The organism is Flavobacterium sp. (assembly GCF_040402955.1).
In the GTDB taxonomy this organism is placed as follows: domain Bacteria; phylum Bacteroidota; class Bacteroidia; order Flavobacteriales; family Flavobacteriaceae; genus Flavobacterium.
The window spans coordinates 187,065-203,711 of sequence record NZ_JBBALQ010000001.1 but is presented as its reverse complement, the minus strand read 5'-3'; the positions used below and the strand labels follow the sequence as shown (position 1 = coordinate 203,711).

General features: G+C 31.3%; 19 protein-coding genes. 10 read left to right on the top strand and 9 right to left on the bottom strand.

What is annotated here, in order from left to right; translation table 11 throughout:
- Window positions 1-21 precede the first annotated feature (21 nt).
- From ABWP78_RS00915 to ABWP78_RS00890, 6 genes are all read left to right on the top strand, one after another.
- Window positions 22-1,116: an endonuclease/exonuclease/phosphatase family protein gene (locus ABWP78_RS00915; protein ID WP_353167990.1), complete on the top strand. Its 1,095-nt coding sequence runs from the start codon at window positions 22-24 to the stop codon at window positions 1,114-1,116.
- Window positions 1,117-1,177: 61 nt separating this feature from the next.
- Entirely contained in the window at window positions 1,178-1,711 is a 534-nt protein-coding gene (locus tag ABWP78_RS00910) for a 3-hydroxyanthranilate 3,4-dioxygenase (protein WP_353167988.1), read from the top strand.
- 71 nt (window positions 1,712-1,782) lie between these two features.
- On the top strand, window positions 1,783-3,336 hold the full coding sequence (amaB, locus tag ABWP78_RS00905; RefSeq protein ID WP_353167985.1) for an L-piperidine-6-carboxylate dehydrogenase: 1,554 nt from the start codon (window positions 1,783-1,785) through the stop codon (window positions 3,334-3,336).
- A gap of 228 nt (window positions 3,337-3,564) precedes the next feature.
- On the top strand, window positions 3,565-3,867 hold the full coding sequence (locus ABWP78_RS00900) for a hypothetical protein (RefSeq protein ID WP_353167982.1): 303 nt from the start codon (window positions 3,565-3,567) through the stop codon (window positions 3,865-3,867).
- A gap of 44 nt (window positions 3,868-3,911) precedes the next feature.
- Window positions 3,912-4,250 carry a hypothetical protein gene (locus ABWP78_RS00895; RefSeq protein WP_353167980.1) on the top strand — a complete coding sequence of 113 codons (339 nt, stop codon included), beginning with the start codon at window positions 3,912-3,914 and terminating at the stop codon, window positions 4,248-4,250.
- Between the two features lie 190 nt (window positions 4,251-4,440).
- Entirely contained in the window at window positions 4,441-4,809 is a 369-nt protein-coding gene (locus ABWP78_RS00890) for a hypothetical protein (RefSeq protein ID WP_353167978.1), read from the top strand.
- Window positions 4,810-5,047: 238 nt separating this feature from the next.
- Here ABWP78_RS00890 and ABWP78_RS00885 read toward each other — a convergent pair whose 3' ends face one another.
- The 5 genes from ABWP78_RS00885 to ABWP78_RS00865 form a co-directional block, all read right to left on the bottom strand.
- Window positions 5,048-6,661, bottom strand: coding sequence for a T9SS type A sorting domain-containing protein (locus tag ABWP78_RS00885; RefSeq protein WP_353167977.1), 1,614 nt, complete (start codon window positions 6,659-6,661; stop codon window positions 5,048-5,050).
- A 6-nt stretch (window positions 6,662-6,667) separates the two neighbouring features.
- Window positions 6,668-8,476, bottom strand: coding sequence for a DUF1800 domain-containing protein (locus ABWP78_RS00880; RefSeq protein WP_353167974.1), 1,809 nt, complete (start codon window positions 8,474-8,476; stop codon window positions 6,668-6,670).
- A gap of 183 nt (window positions 8,477-8,659) precedes the next feature.
- Window positions 8,660-9,016, bottom strand: coding sequence for a hypothetical protein (locus tag ABWP78_RS00875; protein ID WP_353167971.1), 357 nt, complete (start codon window positions 9,014-9,016; stop codon window positions 8,660-8,662).
- 3 nt (window positions 9,017-9,019) lie between these two features.
- Entirely contained in the window at window positions 9,020-9,196 is a 177-nt protein-coding gene (locus tag ABWP78_RS00870; protein ID WP_353167970.1) for a hypothetical protein, read from the bottom strand.
- Window positions 9,197-9,252: 56 nt separating this feature from the next.
- Complete coding sequence (locus ABWP78_RS00865; protein WP_353167968.1) at window positions 9,253-10,503, bottom strand: DUF6973 domain-containing protein; 1,251 nt, start codon at window positions 10,501-10,503, stop codon at window positions 9,253-9,255.
- Window positions 10,504-10,614: 111 nt separating this feature from the next.
- Here ABWP78_RS00865 and ABWP78_RS00860 point away from each other — a divergent pair, with 111 nt between their 5' ends.
- A complete protein-coding gene (locus ABWP78_RS00860) occupies window positions 10,615-10,857 on the top strand; it encodes a helix-turn-helix domain-containing protein (RefSeq protein ID WP_353167966.1) in 243 nt (80 codons plus the stop codon).
- Window positions 10,858-10,961: 104 nt separating this feature from the next.
- On the opposite strand, the gene ABWP78_RS00855 is transcribed toward ABWP78_RS00860, so the two are convergent.
- Both ABWP78_RS00855 and ABWP78_RS00850 read right to left on the bottom strand, forming a co-directional pair.
- Window positions 10,962-11,537 carry a PhnA domain-containing protein gene (locus ABWP78_RS00855; protein ID WP_353167964.1) on the bottom strand — a complete coding sequence of 192 codons (576 nt, stop codon included), beginning with the start codon at window positions 11,535-11,537 and terminating at the stop codon, window positions 10,962-10,964.
- 53 nt (window positions 11,538-11,590) lie between these two features.
- Window positions 11,591-12,328 (bottom strand): metallophosphoesterase, encoded by a 738-nt coding sequence (locus tag ABWP78_RS00850; RefSeq protein ID WP_353167961.1) that lies wholly within the window; start codon window positions 12,326-12,328, stop codon window positions 11,591-11,593.
- 124 nt (window positions 12,329-12,452) lie between these two features.
- Between ABWP78_RS00850 and ABWP78_RS00845 the strand changes: the two genes are divergently transcribed.
- The 3 genes from ABWP78_RS00845 to ABWP78_RS00835 all read left to right on the top strand — a co-directional run bounded on the left by ABWP78_RS00845 (window position 12,453) and on the right by ABWP78_RS00835 (window position 15,067).
- Window positions 12,453-12,692 carry a FeoA family protein gene (locus ABWP78_RS00845; RefSeq protein ID WP_353167959.1) on the top strand — a complete coding sequence of 80 codons (240 nt, stop codon included), beginning with the start codon at window positions 12,453-12,455 and terminating at the stop codon, window positions 12,690-12,692.
- Window position 12,693: 1 nt separating this feature from the next.
- Window positions 12,694-14,796, top strand: a complete 2,103-nt coding sequence (feoB, locus tag ABWP78_RS00840) for a ferrous iron transport protein B (RefSeq protein WP_353167956.1) — start codon at window positions 12,694-12,696, stop codon at window positions 14,794-14,796.
- A 145-nt stretch (window positions 14,797-14,941) separates the two neighbouring features.
- Window positions 14,942-15,067, top strand: a complete 126-nt coding sequence (locus ABWP78_RS00835) for a FeoB-associated Cys-rich membrane protein (protein WP_353167954.1) — start codon at window positions 14,942-14,944, stop codon at window positions 15,065-15,067.
- A 27-nt stretch (window positions 15,068-15,094) separates the two neighbouring features.
- On the opposite strand, the gene ABWP78_RS00830 is transcribed toward ABWP78_RS00835, so the two are convergent.
- Together ABWP78_RS00830 and ABWP78_RS00825 are read right to left on the bottom strand one after the other, a co-directional pair.
- Window positions 15,095-15,913, bottom strand: a complete 819-nt coding sequence (locus tag ABWP78_RS00830) for a ZIP family metal transporter (RefSeq protein WP_353167951.1) — start codon at window positions 15,911-15,913, stop codon at window positions 15,095-15,097.
- 71 nt (window positions 15,914-15,984) lie between these two features.
- Window positions 15,985-16,632 (bottom strand): metal-dependent transcriptional regulator, encoded by a 648-nt coding sequence (locus tag ABWP78_RS00825; protein ID WP_353167949.1) that lies wholly within the window; start codon window positions 16,630-16,632, stop codon window positions 15,985-15,987.
- Between the last annotated feature and the right edge of the window lie 15 nt (window positions 16,633-16,647).

Sequence of the window (16,647 nt, the reverse complement as noted above, 5' to 3'; positions counted from 1 at the left end):
AATTATAAGTTAACCTGAAACATGAAAATCAAACCATTTTACATCACTTTAGCACTGCTTTTATTTATTTCAATAAGTTTTTCACAAGAGAAAAAAAATTATCTTGTAAACACCATCGCTTTCTACAATTTAGAAAACTTATTTGATACGATAAATGATCCAAATATAAATGATGAAGATTTTATTTATACCCCTGAAAATTATAAAGACAAACTAAAAAAATTAGAACGAGTAATTTCTCAACTTGGAACTAGTGCCGACCAAAAAAATTCGCCCGTAATTTTAGGCGTAGCCGAAATTGAAAACAGACAAGTATTAGAAGACCTTTGCAAGCAACCCTTATTGGCAGCAAAAGGATATGCCGTAATTCACTTTGATTCGCCAGATAGACGTGGAATTGACACAGGATTTTTGTATCAAAAAGGACATTTTCAACCAACGAGTTATAAAAATTATGCACTTATCGTTACAGAAGATGAAACCGATAAAAAAGCTAAAGACAAAGAAAAAGTAGAAGATACCGATGATAATGTGGTAGATATCAAAACAAAACGAATTTACACTCGAGATCAAATATTAATGACAGGATTATTAGACGGTGAAGAAATGCATTTTATTGTAAGCCATTGGCCTTCGCGCAGAGGTGGCGAAAAAAGAAGTAGTCCGCTACGTGAAGCAGCTGCAGCGTTAAACAAAAAAATTATAGATTCGCTACAAATAATTAATCCGAATGCGAAAATCTTTACAATGGGCGATTTGAATGACGGCCCTTTTAATAAGAGTATCAAACAAGTTTTAGGCGCAAAAGGAGATGAAAAAGAAGTACAACCGTTAGGACTATACAATCCAGCAGAAAAATTAATGAATAAAGGAATTGGAACGTTAGCTTTTAGAGATTCTTGGGATTTTTTCGATCAAATCATCATTTCTGAACCTTTATTAAGAAGGGATTATTCGTCATGGAGATATTGGAAAGCTGGTGTGTACAATGCGCCTTTTATGATTCAACAAACGGGTCAATATAAGGGATATGCGTTGCGAAATGGCGCATTAGGACCTGGATATTCAGATCATTTTCCATCTTATATTTATCTGATAAAAGAAGCAAAAAAATAATTGAAGGTACATTAAAAGTGCCTTTTTTTATTTTGTAACTTTACCTTTTAAAATTCTTTTTATGTCAATTGCAAAACCTTTCAACTTGAATAAGTGGATAGAAGAAAACAGACATCTTCTCGTTCCGCCAGTTGCAAATAAAAATTTATATATAGATTCTGGCGATTATATTGTAATGATTGTTGCAGGACCTAATGCCAGAAAAGACTATCATTATAACGAAACCGAAGAATTATTTTTTCAGTTAGAAGGTGAAATTACCGTGTATATTCAAGAAAATGGCGAAAAAAAAGCGATGCATCTTTCTGCTGGAGATATGTTTTTATTACCTGCAAAAGTACCGCATTCGCCAAGCAGAACAGAAAATTCTATTGGTTTAGTAATTGAAAAAAAACGAAATCATTTGGATGTAAAAGACGGATTGCTTTGGTTTTGCGATTCGTGCAACCACAAACTTCACGAAGTATATTTTGAATTAAATAATATAGAAAACGATTTTCTTTCTCATTTTACAGATTTTTATTCTTCGGAAGAAAAAAGAACGTGTGAAAAATGCGGAACTGTGATGGAAAGCAATCCAAAATTTGTAAAATAACTAATTCTTTATTCTGAATTCAATTTATTATATTTGCATAATCATAACAAAATCATTTAAAAAAGTTAAAAATGTCAATAATTGCCTCACAATTTGGAATGCCTGAAGCTTTAAAAGCACTTGGAATAAAAGAAATTAATGACGGAACCTCAACGGGTTCCAATTGTTTCTCTTCTGGAGAAATTATTGAAAGTTATTCACCAGTTGATGGTCAATTAATTGGAAAAGTTAAAACAACCACTGCTGCAGATTACGAAAAAGTAATGCAAAGTGCTACAACTGCTTTCAAATCGTTTCGTGCTATGCCAGCACCTCAACGTGGCGAAATTGTTAGACAATTTGGAAATAAATTAAGAGAATTAAAAGAACCTCTTGGAAAATTAGTTTCCTATGAAATGGGAAAATCGTTACAAGAAGGATATGGTGAAGTACAAGAAATGATTGACATTTGCGATTTCGCAGTAGGTTTATCTCGACAATTGAACGGACAAACCATTCCGTCTGAGCGTCCTGGCCACGTAATGAGAGAACAATGGCATTCTATTGGAGTAGTAGGAATTATTTCTGCTTTTAACTTTCCAGTAGCCGTTTGGGCTTGGAATACCGCATTGGCTTGGATTTGTGGTGACGTTTGTGTATGGAAAGCTTCGGAAAAAGCGCCATTATGTTCTATCGCTTGTCAGAATATTATTGCAGATATCTTAAAAGCAAATGAGTTACCAGAAGGAATTTCTTGTATCATTAACGGCGATTACAAAGTAGGCGAAATGATGACAACAGACGTAAGAATTCCATTAATTTCTGCTACAGGTTCTACCAGAATGGGAAGAATTGTTGGTACTACTGTGGCACAACGTTTCGGAAAATCTTTATTGGAATTAGGTGGAAACAATGCCATTATTATTACTCCAACTGCCGATTTAAAAGTTGTTGTTCCAGGAGCCGTTTTTGGAGCGGTAGGAACAGCTGGACAAAGATGTACTTCTACAAGACGATTAATCATTCACGAAAGTGTATACGATAAAGTAAGAGATGCCATTGTGGGCGCTTACGGGCAATTAACCATTGGGAATCCGTTAGATCAGAAAAATCATATTGGGCCGCTTATTGATACAGATGCGGTGAACACATATTTAGCAGCAATTGAAAAAGCTAAAGCTGAAGGCGGAAAAGTATTAGTAGCAGGTGGTGTTTTATCAGGTGAAGGATACGAATCTGGATGCTATGTAAAACCGGCTATCATTGAAGCTGAAAATCATTTTGAAATTGTACAACACGAAACGTTTGCCCCTATTTTATATCTAATGAAATACGAAGGCGAAGTGGAAAATGCGATCGAAAAACAAAATGGCGTGGCACAAGGATTATCTTCAGCCATTATGACAAACAGTATGAAAGAAGCTGAGAAATTTTTATCTTTCGCGGGTTCCGATTGTGGAATTGCGAATGTAAACATCGGTACTTCTGGTGCTGAAATTGGTGGTGCTTTTGGTGGCGAAAAAGAAACGGGTGGCGGAAGAGAGTCGGGTTCAGATGCTTGGAAAGTGTATATGAGACGACAAACCAATACCGTAAACTATTCGGATCAATTGCCGTTGGCGCAAGGTATTAAGTTTGATTTGTAGCATTGAAGTGATTCGAGAAAAGTAATTAGTGATTAGTCACTTTTTAAGATATAGAAAAACCCCTGCAAATATTTTGCGGGGGTTTTTTGTTGTTTTAATTTATAAGTAATTAATGTATCCACGAAAATTAACACGATTAAGAAATTTCTTATAATAAGTTTTTAATATTGGTTAATTTTTTTAATCACTAAATAATTTTTATACTTGTTCGAATTAAATTTGGATCAAATGACAACTAACAAACTAATTTCTAATATAATAAAAAAATCCTTTTCAATAATTATTTCAATATTTTCATTGTTTTCTTACAGTCAGAAAATATCTAATGAAAAACTTTTTGAATCCACAAAAAATTGGGTTTATAGTTCATATGGAAACCCTATTGATGGATTTAAAAGAGTTTCAATAAAAACAAATAATAATTATAAAGAAGATGGCATATTTATGTTATCTATTGAAAACAGTGCCGAGTCAATTAAGTTAAAGATGCTGCGGGTGAAGGAGAAAATGACAGGGATGATTTATCAATAGATTTAAAATCTTCATTTTCATTATTAGATTTAAAAGAATTATTTATGTATTTTGATAATGATAAATCTTACTACAAAATTAATCACCGTATATATAGTGAAAAGGGATTGATTTGGTGGAATGCAGTTGATAATAAAGATAAAGAATTTATAGACAGATTTGATTTTGTAAATAAATTAAAAAGTAAAATGAATGTTACATTCAGATTAGTTTTTGCGGATGATACCTCAAAAGAGATAACTTTTTCATTAAATGGAAGTAATATTGTATTGAATCAAACCGTTGATTTATCAAATTTCACAAATAATGGAGATGAGAATTTTAAAATGGATTCTGTATTTGGATTAATAGAATTTCGGAAATTAACAAAAATGATAAATTAAAAAGTGATTTACTTGAATTAAGTATTTCAATTGATAATTTTAATACTAAATTAATTCTGTTTTTAGAAAAAAAATTAGGTAAATTTTACTCTACATTCATAGGAAATATTGAATATGAAAATCAAATTCTTTATATTTATGATTTTAATGACAGAGTAATTTTAGAAATAAATATTACAGAAGACCTTTTATGAAAAAACTATTTAATTTAATTATTCTCTTATCCTTTTTTTCTCAGGGTCAATCTTATTATGGATACAAAAGTCGTTCTAATCCTCAAGAAACAAAAACAACTGACACAAAATTAACCTGTGATGATTTAGTTAAATTAGTTGAAAGCAAGGGAAGATATTTAGATGTATCATTTGGAGGATACAATGAAAATGCTATTGAGAAAATTAGGTGGTATGAATATAAAGGCTTTCTTTACTGTTTAGTATTTTTTAAAACTAATATTAATAAAGGTTACATTTACGGAGGTTGGAATTATAATTTCGATAAATATTATAAATTAAAATCAGAATTTAACAAATCGGAATCGAAAGGGGAATTTTTTTGAGAATTTATAGAGGAATTTAAATTTGATTGTGAGTAATACATCGTTAAAAATTCTATAGTACAAACTAAAGCAATAATTATTAATATTTTCTTCGATTATAATTTTATAAAGTTTTAAAAAAAATAGTCACGGATATTAAGTATTAGAACAGATTAAATGCGTTAAATACTTTAAATCCGTGGATAAAAATTATTATAATATTAATTTTGTCTTTATACAACAATAAATCAAACCCTAATTATTCAATAATAAATTTCTTAAATACTTTTTTTCTGTTCCATTCAATGGATATTATGTACATTCCAGAAGATAAATTTTGATAATATAAGGTGCTGTTATTTTCTAAAATAAATTCTACAGTATTGTAAATTAAACTTCCATTAACTGAAAACACAGTAAATTGCACGTTAGTATTTACGGTATCTGAAAACAAAACCTTTAAAATTCCGTCTTTAGATGGGTTTGGATACAAAAGGACACCTTGATTATTTTCATCTTCAAAATTGATACTATCACTTAACGTAGCATCAAATATGGGTAATTTTACATAATTACCTCCCAAAACTTCTGCGGCTTCAGTTTCAGACATACACAACCAATCTTGCATCACGGTGGTATAAATTTGTCTGTAATCAAACTGCATTGGAATTTGATCATTTACCGCAGCATTTGTTGGTAAAACAGGAGAAGTTCCTATCATTCCAGGAATTGGGTGCGTCGTATTTGCCACTTCATTAGGGCTGGTGTTTAGTGCGCCACCAAAGAAAATAACTGGTGCTGCCGAACCGTGGTCTGTTCCTTTGCTTGCGTTACTTTTAATTCTTCTACCAAACTCACTAAACGTCATTCCGGTAACATCATTATCTTTACCCATATAGGTAATTTCTTGTTGAAACGCACCAATAGCTTGAGACAACAAAGTCAAATTTATAGCTTGAGAACCTTGCGTTTTATCATTAGTATCTACCTGATTTTCGTGTGTGTCATGGGTATTAGGGTGATTGACAATATAAACTGGCGTTTGTAAACCTCCATTAATAAGTTTGGCAACAATTTTTAACTGGTCGGCCAATTTGTTGCTTGTTGGATAGGTAACTCCCGAGTTTAATGCAAAATTATAAGCGGTTTGAATCACATTTCTATACACATTACTTTGGTCTTTCATTAATCGAAGAAAAGTAAGTTCGTGACCATAATCTGAATTTGGCGAAGGGTCTGTAATACCATTAATAACATTAAGTAACGCATTTGGATCTGGAGCACTATAACCCATATTCATATTTGGTCCTTGCAATGAAAAAGGCAACGTTGACCCAATTTGTATGGCTAAAGGATGCGGCATTTCAGGCGAAGGATAATCCATTGGATAATTTGGATATTTGACATCTAATGCTCTACCAAGCCAGCCGCTATTTAAATTTTGATTACTTCCAGATGCCGTAAACCATATATCAGTTGCTCTAAAATGACTATAATTTGGATTGGGATACGATACCCCCTGCACAATCATCATTTTTCCATTATTGTACAGATTTTTCATCTCTGTCATAGCAGGATGTAATCCAGTAGTAGCATTGTTATTTAAAGTTAACACGCTACTTTCTGGCATTAATATATTAGAACGCGCATTAACTAAATTACTCCATTTGTCTAATGGAAAAACCGTATTTAGCCCATCATTACCACCATTTTGCTGAATAATAACTAATATTTTACCGCAGTTTATGGCAGAAAGCGCCATTTTTTCTAATGTTACACTATCAACTTCCGAAGAAGCCATAACAGGAATACCATTAAATAAAAGTGGCGTTGTTGCTAAAGCAGTCGTTTTTATAAAATTTCTTCTTTTCATAAACAATTACATTAGTTGATATTCTGAAAGTTGCGTAATAGCAAGTAACAAACTTTTTAATCTTGTTTTTACGATACTGATATTACCCGCATTTGTTGGATTGTTAACATAATTACTCCATGCACCTGACCAGTAATAATTTTCTACTTGATTTGATAATAAATTCTGCACTTTCAAATTGTTTTTTACAGAACTGCTTAAATCAATAGGAAGTAAATATTTTACACATTCGTTTACTAATAAGTCTGGATCAGAAATTACTGCGGGTGCAAACTGAGAAACCCATGCAATAACATCTACTTCAATTCGGGTTGTTAACCCACTATAAGTTAAATTGAAACCATTAAAAATGGCATCAATAAATGCAGCTCTTTTTTGTACCGTATTAGAATTAATCCAATATTCATGGAAATTTGGATTTTGATAATAGGCTGGCCATCCTGCAACATTTGGAATGGCTCCCATTGTTTGATCCATGGTTAGTAAATAACGACTGCTTATGGCACTCCAAACAGAATATTGCGCATAATAATTTGTTTGATCAGTTACGTTATAATTGATATTAAAAGTACGAAGCGAACCAATAACTAAATCGAAAGGTGATTTGATAAAAACACCATAATTTGCCATATCATAAAAATGCTGACTTTTAAATAATTTATCTAAAACAGGGGCGATTTCCCAATTATTCGCAACAAAATGTTGGGCTAATGGCACAATAACATTCGCTTCTATATTGGCATCAATGTCATAATAAACAAAATAACGATACAGTCTTCTACAAATATATTCAGATACGACTTGCGATTTAGAAAATATCATATCGATAAATGCATCTAATTCTGCGCTACCATTATTTGTAATTGTAGTATTATTAAAAAAAGCTGAAAATTGTTTTGTACTCGTATTGTGTTGCGTTGAAACAAAGCTTGTTGTAGTTGGATGTGCATTTAAATTTTGAACACGCCAACCCGTAAGAATTTTTGCTGCTGCCACCACATCAGCTTCTGTAAACTGACTCAATGGATCTTTTCCAAGCGTAAAAAGCTCCATTATTTCTCGAGCAAAGTTTTCATCAGGCGCAATACTGGTATTGGCTTGATTATTTAGATAATACATCATCGCAGGTTGTGTTGCAACATTTCGTATTAAAGTTTTAAAATTGCCTAAACCATTGGTTCTAAAATTTTGAATGTATTCGTGAGATATTCTTGCTGAATTTGTATTACAATAGGTATTTTGAGAAAGTCTAACAGTATTAAAATCAACTGGAATGAAATGATACCAAAACCAAGTCATTTTTTCTCTAATATTTAAAGATTGGTTTAATGCCAAGCCCAAATTCCATGAAGCAACGCTATTTATCCTGTAAATATTTGTAGTATTTCCAATACTTGTTGAATTAAAGGCGTGTTGTGTCCAGTTACTCCCGTATGGAATATTTCCCTCATCAGCAAAAATATTCTGATAGTAATTAACTGGTGGATTTGGTTGTGTATTTGGGACTGTTAATAGTGAATTAACACTCGAATTAAAACCCGCTTGTAAAAAAGGGCCAACGTCTGAAAATTTAAAGCCAAATTGTGTTCTTCGTAATAAATGTAAAACCGAAGCCGTATTCCAAGCACCAGCATATGGAGTTAAACCGCTTGTGATGTTACCTATTCTATTGGTCTCCGCATTTGCGTCAATAGATTGGTACCTTCTTAAACCGTAGTTTTTTCTTTTATATTTTTCAAAAAGAGGATCTTGACTTTCTTCTCTTCGAAGGAATACTTTTTTAAAAAGATTTCTTCTCGAATATTTTTTTTCCATATTCTATAATTAACATATTCAAAATTAGACTATTAAATCACAAAAAGGTTTAAAATTTTTGTGGAAAGTACAAAAAAATATTCAATAAATTTTAAACCCTGCAAAAAAAGTGTTTGCAGGGTTTTAAATCTCATAAATACAAACGCTATGTGATTATATAAAATGTCCCATAACGATTTTTCATTAATGAAAATCTACTTTTAAATCATTTTGTTTTGTGTATTGTAGATTTATTAGACTAAAAAATGGTTCTCCGTTTGTATAATAACCAAAAGATTTTTTAATTATATTACCTTTAGAATACAAAGAAGCTTGGTAACAACCATCTCCACCTTCTTTGTCACAAGTTTTTAAAATTGTATCAATTTTTGAACCAGATTCAATATTTTTAAATTTCATTGGTTCGCAGTCCAATTTAGATACTAATATAATACTATCTATTAAATTAGTAGAGTCATTAATTATTACTATTTTATTGTTATATTCATTACAAGAAATTAGCAAAATCATACAAAACAAAATTAATATTAATTTTTTCATAATTTATTGATTTGTAGGTGTCAAAATTGAGTTTTGAGTCGCTCTGTTTGTAGTTGTTGCTAAATTATTCAAATACATTAAAAAACCAGTATTTAGCTGAGTTTGAACGTTTTCGTATACAGTTAGTAAATTTGAATTTCCTGCAATATTTCTTCCTTTTTGATTGTTAAACAAATCCATATCTTTTTCTTTGTAATGATATTGATAATCAAAAGGTTTTTCTTCATGTGCACTAGTTAATTGGTTAGAAAATCACTACCTATTAATAATGTGGTTAATGCATTCCACAGAGTGTGCCTGTAAGCGTCACCTTTACCATTATACAAACTATTAGGATATAATTCGTTTGCTTTATCATTTGCTTTATATGCTGCTGCAATATAAGATAGTTTTCTTGTAATGAATAAATCATCATAAATTGCCTTTTCTGATACTGACATACCATTAATAAATTGATCATATTTATCAATCCATACTTCCATTACATCCATATCTAAATCAATAGATAAATCTATAACATCCTCAATAAACTTTTCACTTCCAACAGAATAACTATTTGCAGCCAGATAATCTTTGATTCTTTGCTTGGTTACTTCAGATTGCACATATACCCATTGTTGTTGTTCGTATGTTAAATTTGCAAAAAACACATCAATCGGTTTGTTTTCATATCCAATATCTAAAACAGGCTCACTTATTCCGTTTTGGTATAAATCTGTTGGTGTCAAATTATTTGGGAAACTTGGCGTAATATATCCGCTTCCGCCGCTTCCGCCGCCGCCTGCACTGCTACCTCCATTATTAAATGGATTACCATAATAACCAGCGGAGCCATCTCCTCCACCTCCGTTAGGGCTATCATTACAATCAATAGCTATTGTTATTGTTTTAATTTGTGGTGCTGCAGAACCAGTTAAATTACATTGTGATCTAATAGTGTGTCCATTTGCACATGCGGTAATTACTGTTATAGTTATGGAACCACAACCAGTACTTTGAATTTGATTTTCAAATTCGTATTCACCAAGTTCTTCAGTTATAATTGGGTTTTGTAATCCTAATAATACACCATTTGATAAATTAATCCTTTCTTGTGCAGTTAGGTTATATTTTAATAATTTAGCATAATATTTTCCATCAGTATGTTCATTAATAACTAAATTCTCAAGTAATCCATTATTAAACGTTCTTCTAATTGGAAAGGTATAACTTTCTAAATTTGCATAACTTAAATGCAATCCATTATTAAAATTAACTTCAAAATCTAAAGAATCTAAATTAACGGTTTTTGAATTACTTTGAGTTTTTGATGACGTTGATTTAAGATTTTTGTAAACAGCAAAAGCATTTTCGTTTTCACTAAACTCTTTAAAGTTTACTTTTTCTCTTTTAATGTTAGAAGGTCCATTTGATTCTTCATGATCATGCACTTCTTCACTACAACTTGCTAGCACCAGCGTTGCAAATAACAATAGGATGTTTTTCAATTTGATTTTGGGGTTTTTCATAATTTAAAAATTAAAGTTAATAAAAATATTTAAATAAAATTAATAAAAAAATTTAATATAGGACAATAACTCCTATAAAATATTTATATTATGGGGCAAATTTTGTATGTGCGTAAAAAAGTAAATACAAAATTTTTAGAGGATTTTGGTTTTAACCTTAAAAAAGTTAGAATTCAGAAAAATATTACACAAGCACAACTTGCGATTGATTGTGATGTGGATGTTTCTGTAATTAGCAGAATAGAACGTGGTGTTGTAAACACTTCTCTTTCAAATATAAAAACAATTGCTATATCATTGAGTGTTGATATTAAAGAATTGTTTGATTTCTAAAATCAATCTACACTTTTCTTTTATTTAATAAATATAACCCTGCAAATTTGGTATTTACAGGATTTTTGATAATTGACACATTGACCAATTTTCACATTGGCTAATTACTTCGTTTTCTTCACATACTGCGTTAAAATAAAAATATGTTGGTTTTCTACTCTGCCTTCAATTAAGTTGGCATCGTCCCAAACCACTTTTATATTGTGAACTGCTGCTCCTCGTTTTGCTGTAAACGTAGCGCCTTTAACATCTAAATCTTTAATTAAAACCACCGAATCTCCATCTTTTAAAATGGCGCCGTTGCTGTCTTTATGAACAATTTTATTTTCGTCTTCCTCTTCTCCTTCGCCTGTTGCTTTCGCCCATTCTAATGCTTCTTCATCTAAATACATCATTTCTAAAGTATCGATATTTTTTAAACGTGCTAACATGCGCCAAGATAAAATTTGTACCGGTAAATTTTCGTTCCACATACTATCAGACAAACCTCTCCAATCATTTGAATTCATTGTGTCTGGGTTTTCGACTTGATCTTTTAAATGTTTGACCAACAAAACCGAGTGTGCTAAACTCTCTTCGGTATAAGGTGGTAACGTGTACACCACTAAATCCAATTCGGCACCACTAATTTCACATTTTGATTCGCTTCTGTCTTTTAATTTTCTTTCAATTACACTCATTATTTCTATTTTTATGGCTGTTATTTTATCTTAATTTTGGGTAAATGTAAGTATTAATTTCTTCCTATTTCATTCGGATATAGCTCAGGCAATCCATCACTTTGCCAAAAGGCTTTAGAAACGACATCCATTATAGTTAGCACTCCAAAAAAACCAGCTCCCGTATCTAAATTCCAAACCGAGTTTTTACAAAGTGGCGCCACTATTTTAGTTTTGGAAATAGGTGTATGTCCAATAAATATTTCAGAATAAATTTTCAGTCTTTTTGGATATATTGGAGAACTTTTATCTATTTTTTCATCTAAACATAAAGCCACTTCCCATAATGTTCTGTCCCAATACATTAATTTTGGAAAAAATTCTTGTGAAACACCATTCATATTAGTAAATCCAGCATGAATAAACAATCTGTTTTCAGTATCTAAATAATAATTTCGTAATAATTTTAAAAAGGTAATGTGTTTTTGTTTTGTTGCTTCAGAAACAGTATTGTAGGCGTCAACAGTAGCTTTTCCTCCGTGTTTAAACCATACTTTTTCGTTTAAATTTTCATGTCTGTTTTCTAACCAATCCAAAAGCAATTCATCATGATTGCCTTTTATGAAAATACATTTTTGTTGTTCCGATAAGGCAATTAAAAAATCCAAAACACCTGGCGATTCGCTCCAACCGTCCACATAATCTCCCAAAAAAATTAAAATATCGTCGGGTTGTATTGCTGCTTTTTGTAGTACTTGAATTACTGCTTTTAATCCGCCGTGTATGTCGCCAATGACTAATGTTCTGCTCATTTATTTCTTTTAAAATAGAGGTACGAATATACGAATAATAATTCGACAGTAAAACATGACATTTGTTAGGTTTTTGTTTTTAGAAATAGTTACCTTTGTATTTTAATTCAATCTAAATAAGTTTGTGAAAAATAGTAATGCTAGTGTATTAAAAAAGGGACAAATGGCTCAAATTTCGGATATTAATATTGATGAAATTCCATTAAAACTTATTGAAATGGGTTGTTTGCCTGGTAATACTATCCAATTAATTCAGGTGGCGCCAATGGGAGATCCTTTATTTTTTAATATAAACGATGCTAAAGTGGCGATTAGAAAAAAAATAGCTCAAGAAATCTATATTCTACCCGAATCAATACAATAAAATGAATTCTAAAACCATAAAAGTTGCGTTAATTGGGAATCCAAATGTGGGTAAAACTTCTGTTTTTAACCAGTTAACAGGATTGAATCAGCAAGTGGGAAATTATCCAGGAATTACCGTGGATAAAAAGATGGGGATTTGTAAACTTAACCAAGTTACGAGAGCCAAAATTTTAGATTTACCAGGAACGTATAGTTTAAATGCCAATTCTATTGATGAAAATGTAGTAATTGAACTGCTATTAAATAAAAATGATGAAGATTTTCCAGATGTGGCTGTTGTGGTTACTGAAGTGGAAAACTTGAAGAGAAATTTATTGCTTTTTACACAAATAAAGGATTTGGAAATTCCAACGTTACTTATAATTAATATGAGTGACCGAATGAAACAAAAAGGAATTGAACTAAACATTCCGTTGCTTGAAACAGAATTAAAAACCAAAATTGCCTTAATAAGTTCCAGAAAAAATATTGGAATTGAGTATATAAAAGAATTAATATTAAATTACAAAAATCTTTCTACAGAAGCTTGTTTAAATTCGAGTTCTATTGATATAGAATATTTTAATCGTCTTAAAAAAGCATTTCCAAATCAGTTACTTTATAAATTATGGCTGGTAATTACGCAAGATGTAAACTTCCTAAATTTAGAACGAAACGCAATAGAAAACAACTTTACCCGATCGCACTCTGATTTAAAAAAACTACAACAAAAAGAAACCATAAAAAGGTATCAATTTATTAATGATACGTTGAAGATTACCCAAAAAATTGACAAATCTAAAGCAACAGATTTTCAAAGTAAGTTGGATAATATTTTGACACACAAAGTCTTTGGGTATTTAATTTTCTTTGGAATATTATTACTTATTTTTCAATCTATTTTCGATTGGAGTAGCATTCCAATGGATTTTATAGATACTACTTTTTCAAAATTTAGTGCTTTAACTAAAGAGAATCTTCCGAAAGGAAAATTTACAGATTTACTTTCTGACGGAATCATTCCTGGAATTGGAGGCATTATCATTTTTATTCCACAAATTGCCTTTTTGTTCCTGTTTATTTCTGTTTTAGAAGAAAGCGGTTATATGAGTCGTGTCTTATTTTTGATGGATAAAATTATGCGAAAATTCGGCTTGTCTGGAAAAAGTATTGTGCCTTTAATTTCTGGAACGGCTTGTGCTATTCCTGCCATAATGAGTGCTCGAAATATTGAAAACTGGAAAGAACGTTTAATTACAATTTTAATCACACCTTTTATTACTTGTTCTGCACGATTACCCGTTTACGCCATTTTAATTTCATTAATAATTCCAGAAAAACGATTTTTAGGTTTCAGTTTACAAGGTTTAACCTTAATGGCATTATATTTATTGGCTTTTATTGTAGCAATTGGATCGGCATATATATTAAACAAAGCCCTGAAATTAAAGTGTAAATCGTATTTTGTGGTAGAAATGCCAAGTTATAAAGTTCCACAAATTAAAAATGTAGCCTTAAATGTTATAGAAAAAACCAAAGCGTTTGTAACTGGAGCTGGAAAAATAATTTTAGCTTTATCAATAGTCCTATGGTTTTTAGGGTCACACGGGCCTGGAGAAAATTTTGATAATGCTAAAGAAATTGTTGAAAAGCAAGCGTTTGCTGACCCAGAAAAGAAAAATTCATCTGTAATTGAAAATAATATTTCTGCCTACAAATTGGAAAATTCTTATATTGGTATTATAGGAAAAACCATTGAGCCAGCCATAAAACCATTAGGTTACGATTGGAAAATTGGAATTGCAGTAGTAAGTTCATTTGCTGCAAGAGAAGTATTTGTTGGAACACTTGCTACCATATACAGTGTAGGAAATCAAAGTAAAGAAGAAGCCACTATTAAAATGAAAATGGCTGAAGATGTAGATGCAAATGGTAATAAAATTTTCAATTTTGCAACCGGAATTTCATTACTTTTATTTTATGCTTTTGCGATGCAATGTGTAAGTACGCTTGCTATAGTTAAAAAAGAAACCAACTCATGGAAATGGCCAATTATTCAGCTGGTTTTTATGAGCGGATTTGCTTATGTGGTAGCACTAATTGCTTATCAAACACTAAAATAGATTTTTTAAACACATAGGCATATAGGTTTCATTTAATTTGTTGTGAAAAAGTTAATATTGAACTTTTTTTAAACACAGATTGTAGAAATTTATTTAATTTTAATAATCCGTGTTGTTAACTTAAAAATTAATAAAATTAAAATTTATGAATTTACAAGATATTTTAACATACATCTGTTTAGGTTTAGCCGTAGGATTTCTGGTTAGAAAATTCTTTTGGAAGAAAAAAGCAAACAAAAAAAGTTGTGGAGACAATTGCGATTGTAAGTAATTTGAATAAATTATTAATATTAAATTATTAACCCAAAGCCACATCTAAGCTCATCATTACAATAAATCCTGCAATAAATCCTAAGGTAGCAATATCGGTATTGTTATCTTGTTGGGTTTCAGGTATCACTTCTTCTACGACTACGAAAATCATCGCACCAGCAGCAAAAGCTAAGGCATAAGGCAAAATTGGCGTGAAAAAAGTAACCGCAACCGCTCCTAAAACACCGGCAATAGGTTCCACTATAGCAGAAGATTGTCCGTACATAAAACTTTTTCTACGACTCATTCCCATTCTTCGTAAAGGCATAGAAACGGCAATTCCTTCCGGAAAATTTTGAATTCCAATACCTATTGCCAACGTAACGGCACCAGCAATAGATGCTTCTGGAATTCCAGCCGCTACCCCACCAAACAATACTCCAACAGCCAAGCCTTCTGGAATATTGTGAAGTGTTATGGCCAACACTAATAAAGTAGTTCGTTGCCAAGGCGATTTTATCCCTTCTGTTTCTTTAAAATTAATATGCAAATGTGGTAATGTTTTATCTAAGGCAAATAAAAACAAAGCACCCATTAAAAAGCCAGTTGCAGCGGGAATTACTTTTGTAAAACCTTCGCCTTCACTCATTTCTATAGCTGGTGCTAATAAACTCCAATAACTTGCAGCCACCATTACACCGCCTGTAAAACCCAACATTCCATCTAAAACAGCACGATTCATAGTTTTAAAAAAGAAGACCAAGGAAGCCCCAGCAGCAGTAACCAACCACGTAAACATAGTAGCATAAAAAGCAGCTAATATTGGGTCAATTCCTTCTAAATATTTTATTAAATCGTCGTACATTTAATTTTTTATTAAAACACAGATTTTAGAAATCATTAAAATTTTAAAAATTTCTAAAATCGGTGTCGTTATTATTTTACATATAAATTATTAGCAATTTTATCCGATATGACCAAAACGCTATTGTTAATTTCAATTTTAAGTGTTCCATCGAAAGGTTCTTTTTCTAACACTTTCATTTTTGTACCTAACGAAATGTTCTGTTTGTTTAAATATTGTAAAAAATCCACAGAAGTATCTTTCACGCCCACACAAGTGATGGTTTTACCAACTTCAATTTCAGAAACCAATTGCTTTTCTATCTTTATTATTTCACCTTTTGCATTCGGAATAGGATCGCCGTGCGGATCAAAACTTGGGAAATTTAAAAACTGATCCAATTGATTGATTAATTTTTCGGACTGAATGTGTTCTAACTCTTCCGCAACTTCGTGCACCTCATCCCAAGCAAAACCTAGCTTTTCAACTAAAAAAACTTCCCATAAACGGTGTTTTCTAACAATTATTTTGGCATTAAATTTCCCTTTATCCGTTAATGAAACGCCTTGGTATTTTTGATAATGTATCCAATCTTTTTCAGATAATTTTTTAAGCATATCTGTTACAGACGACGCTTTTGTATCTAACATTGCAGCAATAGCATTCGTGTTCACCCCTTTTGGGGTAAGGTTTGATAAATGATAAATAACTTTCAAATAATTTTCTTCAGAAGTGGTCATTTTGTATATTTGAAA

What these genes read in the sequence shown, in the direction of transcription:
- feoB (WP_353167956.1), top strand. Translation starts at nt 12,694, where the DNA reads ATGAATTCTAAAACCATAAAAGTTGCGTTAATTGGGAATCCAAATGTG.
- amaB (WP_353167985.1), top strand. Translation starts at nt 1,783, where the DNA reads ATGTCAATAATTGCCTCACAATTTGGAATGCCTGAAGCTTTAAAAGCA.
- ABWP78_RS00830 (WP_353167951.1), bottom strand. Translation starts at nt 15,913, where the DNA reads ATGTACGACGATTTAATAAAATATTTAGAAGGAATTGACCCAATATTA.
- ABWP78_RS00895 (WP_353167980.1), top strand. Translation starts at nt 3,912, where the DNA reads ATGTATTTTGATAATGATAAATCTTACTACAAAATTAATCACCGTATA.
- ABWP78_RS00870 (WP_353167970.1), bottom strand. Translation starts at nt 9,196, where the DNA reads ATGGATTTGTTTAACAATCAAAAAGGAAGAAATATTGCAGGAAATTCA.
- ABWP78_RS00855 (WP_353167964.1), bottom strand. Translation starts at nt 11,537, where the DNA reads ATGAGTGTAATTGAAAGAAAATTAAAAGACAGAAGCGAATCAAAATGT.
- ABWP78_RS00900 (WP_353167982.1), top strand. Translation starts at nt 3,565, where the DNA reads ATGACAACTAACAAACTAATTTCTAATATAATAAAAAAATCCTTTTCA.
- ABWP78_RS00910 (WP_353167988.1), top strand. Translation starts at nt 1,178, where the DNA reads ATGTCAATTGCAAAACCTTTCAACTTGAATAAGTGGATAGAAGAAAAC.
- ABWP78_RS00885 (WP_353167977.1), bottom strand. Translation starts at nt 6,661, where the DNA reads ATGAAAAGAAGAAATTTTATAAAAACGACTGCTTTAGCAACAACGCCA.
- ABWP78_RS00850 (WP_353167961.1), bottom strand. Translation starts at nt 12,328, where the DNA reads ATGAGCAGAACATTAGTCATTGGCGACATACACGGCGGATTAAAAGCA.
- ABWP78_RS00835 (WP_353167954.1), top strand. Translation starts at nt 14,942, where the DNA reads ATGAATTTACAAGATATTTTAACATACATCTGTTTAGGTTTAGCCGTA.
- ABWP78_RS00860 (WP_353167966.1), top strand. Translation starts at nt 10,615, where the DNA reads ATGGGGCAAATTTTGTATGTGCGTAAAAAAGTAAATACAAAATTTTTA.
- ABWP78_RS00880 (WP_353167974.1), bottom strand. Translation starts at nt 8,476, where the DNA reads ATGGAAAAAAAATATTCGAGAAGAAATCTTTTTAAAAAAGTATTCCTT.
- ABWP78_RS00915 (WP_353167990.1), top strand. Translation starts at nt 22, where the DNA reads ATGAAAATCAAACCATTTTACATCACTTTAGCACTGCTTTTATTTATT.
- ABWP78_RS00890 (WP_353167978.1), top strand. Translation starts at nt 4,441, where the DNA reads ATGAAAAAACTATTTAATTTAATTATTCTCTTATCCTTTTTTTCTCAG.
- ABWP78_RS00825 (WP_353167949.1), bottom strand. Translation starts at nt 16,632, where the DNA reads ATGACCACTTCTGAAGAAAATTATTTGAAAGTTATTTATCATTTATCA.
- ABWP78_RS00875 (WP_353167971.1), bottom strand. Translation starts at nt 9,016, where the DNA reads ATGAAAAAATTAATATTAATTTTGTTTTGTATGATTTTGCTAATTTCT.